We start from the raw sequence: 441 nt of genomic DNA, 5'->3' as shown, positions 1-441 counted from the left end.
AATCATAGCCGGTCTGCACCCGGCGGCCGAGCGGCTGACCCTTCTGCCGCGCCGCGCGCACCTTCTCGTTGAAGCTGGCGAGGCTGCGCACCCCGACCGAGGACATCATGCGATAGCGTTCCTCCATCTGCTCGACCGCCCATTTCAGCGCACGGACTGCCTTGGCGGGGTCGGTAACGACGGGGGAGAGCAGGTGGGGGATATCCTCGTACATGCTCAGTTCGAGCATCTTCGGATCGATCATGATCATCCGGCACTGGTCGGGCCGCAGCCGGTAGAGCAGCGACAGGATCATGCAGTTGAGGCCGACCGACTTGCCCGAACCGGTCGTGCCGGCGACGAGCAGATGCGGCATCGGCGCCAGATCGGCGATGACCGGGTCGCCGGCGATGTTCTTGCCCAGCACCAGCGGCAGCGAGGCCGACTGGTCGTCGAAGCTCT

General features: G+C 65.8%; 1 protein-coding gene. It reads right to left on the bottom strand.

Annotation, left to right across the window (positions count from 1 at the left end):
* On the bottom strand, positions 1-441 hold a 441-nt coding region (locus tag RAD15_RS43910), incomplete at both ends, for an FtsK/SpoIIIE domain-containing protein (RefSeq protein ID WP_458184878.1).

The organism is Bradyrhizobium sp. 14AA (genome assembly GCF_054185205.1).
The sequence above is the reverse complement of the archived record's forward strand: the minus strand, read 5'-3'. Positions and strand labels throughout refer to the sequence as shown.